This window comes from Pseudomonas entomophila, assembly GCF_013523125.1.
GTDB lineage: Bacteria > Pseudomonadota > Gammaproteobacteria > Pseudomonadales > Pseudomonadaceae > Aquipseudomonas > Aquipseudomonas entomophila_B.
Genome location: NZ_JAAMQJ010000083.1, coordinates 1 through 3,230, shown reverse-complemented (window position 1 = coordinate 3,230; position 3,230 = coordinate 1). Strand labels below are relative to the sequence as shown.

The 3,230-nt window shown below is 67.7% G+C and carries 3 protein-coding genes and 1 pseudogene; all 4 read left to right on the top strand.

Annotated features, from left to right (window positions below):
- A partial coding sequence (locus G7007_RS21595) for a phage tail tape measure protein (RefSeq protein WP_181105117.1) occupies positions 1–1,873 on the top strand: 1,873 nt, incomplete at its 5' end.
- Between the two features lie 9 nt (positions 1,874–1,882).
- Positions 1,883–2,728, top strand: a complete 846-nt coding sequence (locus G7007_RS21590) for a phage tail protein (RefSeq protein ID WP_181105115.1) — start codon at positions 1,883–1,885, stop codon at positions 2,726–2,728.
- The gene (locus tag G7007_RS21585; protein WP_181105113.1) at positions 2,703–2,909 is read left to right on the top strand and encodes a tail protein X; all 207 of its coding nucleotides are present in this window, start codon (positions 2,703–2,705) and stop codon (positions 2,907–2,909) included. The genes G7007_RS21590 and G7007_RS21585 overlap by 26 nt, the downstream gene beginning before the upstream one ends.
- 59 nt (positions 2,910–2,968) lie before the next feature.
- Positions 2,969–3,230: pseudogene (locus tag G7007_RS21580) on the top strand (phage late control D family protein); the annotation flags it as partial.

The following is a 3,230-nucleotide window of genomic DNA, read 5'->3' as shown; positions in this document are numbered from 1 at the left end:
GCGTACCGGCGACATCTTCGCCGACATGCAGGTCAAGGCCGCGCTCACCGCCTACGGGCAGAACCGCGGACTTTACGAAGAACTCAAGGCCGACTCGCGCAAGGCCTCGGGCATCCTCGACAAGAACCTGGCCGAGCGCCGCGAGACCTCGAAACAGCAGTGGTCCGAACTGGGCCAGGCGGTCGACGACTCGATGCGCAGCATTGGCGATGCCATCCGCCCTGCTACTGATCTAGCCGCCAAGGGGCTGACCCTGGTCGCGCGCAAGGTCACCGCCTTGGCCGACGACTTCCAGCCGCTGGTCATGGGCATTGCCGGCGTCACGGCGGCCGTGATGGCGTTCGTGACCGCGCGCAGTGCGTTGAAGATCGGGCGCGGGGTGCTCAACATCGCGCTCGGCCGCAGCCTGGAAGGCATGGCCGGTCGGGGCAACCGGGCCGCGCGGCCGCCTATCAACCTGCCCAAGACCGGCAGCAAGGTGCTCGACACCGGGCTGGGCCTGCTGGGCAAGGTATTCGCACCGGGCGCCTCGACTGAGGCCGCAGAGGCCGCCAACGACCCGCAGCGCGTGTTTGTGGTCAATGCCGATGCCATCGGTGGGATTGGCAGTCGGGTCGCTAATAACGGCCCTGCAGGCGGTCCAAAGGGCAGTCGGCGGACACGACGCCGGGAGCGCCGCCGCGCCGCGCGACAGGGCGGTGTTGGTGGACCTGCTGCCAAGGCCAAGCTGTCGACCAAGGTGCCTGTGCCCAAGCCGCAGATTCCGGCCGTGCCACCTGCAGCGCCGTCAGCCCTCACGGGCATGTCGAAGCTGGGCAAGGCCGCCCGTGCGCTGCACGGCGTCACACGCCTGGGCAAGTTCGTGCCAGGCGGCAAGCTGATCGACGGCGGCGCTATGGTCCTGGACGTGGCGATGAATGCCAAGACCCAGGACGAGAAGGCCGAAGGCTACGGCGGCGCCGCTGGAGGCATGGCGGGCACGCTCGCCGGTGCTGCTGCAGGCGCAGCGATCGGGTCCGTGGTGCCAGTGATCGGTACGGCGGTCGGCGGTGTGGTCGGTGCGTTCCTCGGTGGGCTTGGCGGCGAGTCGGTAGGCGGCTGGCTGGGTAAGCGCCTGTTCGGCGAGGATGCGGAAGAGGCCAAGGCAGAAGAGGCCAAGGTAGGAGCCAAGGCAGAAGACGCCGAGGCGAAGCCATCCGCCGCACCTGCAGCAACGTTACCCGTCACGCCGCCTGGTGATCGGCAGATTAAGCCAGCGCCGCCGGCGGTGTCGTATGACCCGCGCGACCCTGATTCTGAGAACGCGCTTCTGGTGCCGGCACTCGCGGCCGGGCGGGTGCGCTTCCCTGGTGCTGACCTGGTGCCTCCGGGTTACCGGGAGAAGTACGAAGCGGAGCAGGCCCAGGCGGCGCGCGCCAAGGCCGAAGCGGCGACAGGCGTGCAGCATGGTCCGGCGCCAAAGCTGGGTGCAGCGGTCAGGGCCAAGCCTGCGCCGGCGACACCGGCCGAAGCCCCCTTCGTGGTGCCGGTACCTGCAGCGAGTGCGGTGCGGTTCCCCGGCGCAGACCTCGTCAGACCTCAACCGCCTGCCGGACTGGGCGACCTGGTGCGCGACATGAGCAAGAGCGCAGCGCCGCCGGCGAAACTGCCCGACGCCGCTCCCGCCAAGGCAGCGCCGCCGCCGGCGCCGAAGGTCGACCAAGCGTTCTCTTTCTCGCCAAGCATCAAGCTCGACGTGCAGGGCGACGTAAAAGACCCGGCGCAGCTGCTGCGTGAGATGGAAGGCCGGCTGAGGCAACTGTTCGAGTCCTGGAGCCGCGAGGCGGCCTCGCGTATGGCCTCGGCCCAGCTGTTCGATCAACCCCATGTCTAAGGAACCGCTATGGCGTACATGCAGCAATTGGAGGCGTCACTGTCGGGCCTGGTAGCGGCAGGGGAGGCCGGTCGCAAGAGTGCGGACGGCATGCTGGCCCCGCTCAATACTGCCGTGGTCAACATCACCGGCGCGGCCACGGACCTGCAGAACATCCCGTTTCTGCCGTCGGGTGCCAGTGAAAAGCTGGGCCGGATGATGCGTACCATCAACATGGCCCAGGCACGGGTCGGCCAGGTAGCGTCGACGTACAACCGTGTCGTGTCCGGGGTCTCCCAGGTGCAGGAGCGGCTGGGAGCCTTCAAGCAGATGGCCAGCAAGGTCTCGGCGAAGGTGATCCAGTTCGCCGGCAAGACCAGCCCTGCGCTGGCCAGCGTCGTGCCGTCCAGCAGCCTGGCAGCCTCGGCAACCCCGAAGCCCCAGGCCGTGGCGCCGTATCCGCACCTGCTGATCATCCAGACGCACGACCCCAACGTGCAACCGTACTACTTCAACCTCGACACGGCCGCGTTCGACGAGCTGCGCCGGCAGGCGTCCTTTCGCTGGGCGGGCCAGGAGCGGCTGCGCCGGAGCGTGGCCCAGCAGGCGGTCGGCCTGGGCGAAGAGAAGATCACCCTCAAGGGCGCGATCTTCCCTCACCACAAGGGCGGGCTGAAACAACTCAACACCCTGCGCACGATCGGGCGAGGCCTGCGGCCGCTGAACCTGGTCACCGGCTATGGCGAGGTGCTGGGCGACTGGTGCCTGGTCAGCGTCGAGGAAGAGCAGAGCAATCTGCTCGCCGGCGGCATCCCGCGTAAGCAGGGCTTTACCTTGGAGTTTGTGAGCTATGGCAACGACCTGCAGAACGTCTGACGGGGATCTGCTGGACGTGCTCTGCCAGCAGTATTACGGGCACCTCAATGGCACCGTCGAGGCGGTGCTGGAGGCCAACCCGGACCTGGCCAGGCAGGCGCAGCCGTACCGCGCCGGTCTGCTCATCCACCTACCTGACCTGGCGGCACCTGCCGTCGAGCTGCTGCAGCTGTTCAGCTAAGTCAGCGTTACGCGTCACGAACCCCGCCCGTGCGGGGTTTGCTGTTTCTGGAGCCTCATATGAAACCTACCTATCAGATCATCGCTGACGGCAACGACATCACGGCGCTGATCAACGATCGGCTGCTGATGCTGCGCACCTCGGACAAGCCTGGCATGGAGTCGGACGAGTTCGAGCTGCGCATTGACGATCGGGATCAGGCCGTGGCGCTGCCCGCGCGCGGGAGCCAGGTCGCGGTCCTGATGGGCTACGAAGGCCAGGCCCTGACCCGGCTGGGCGCCTACACGGTCGACGAGGTCGAGCTGACCGGCCCGCCTGACA

Excerpts from the sequence above, each read along its gene's own strand:
- G7007_RS21590 (WP_181105115.1), top strand. The coding sequence starts at position 1,883 with ATGGCGTACATGCAGCAATTGGAGGCGTCACTGTCGGGCCTGGTAGCG.
- G7007_RS21585 (WP_181105113.1), top strand. The coding sequence starts at position 2,703 with ATGGCAACGACCTGCAGAACGTCTGACGGGGATCTGCTGGACGTGCTC.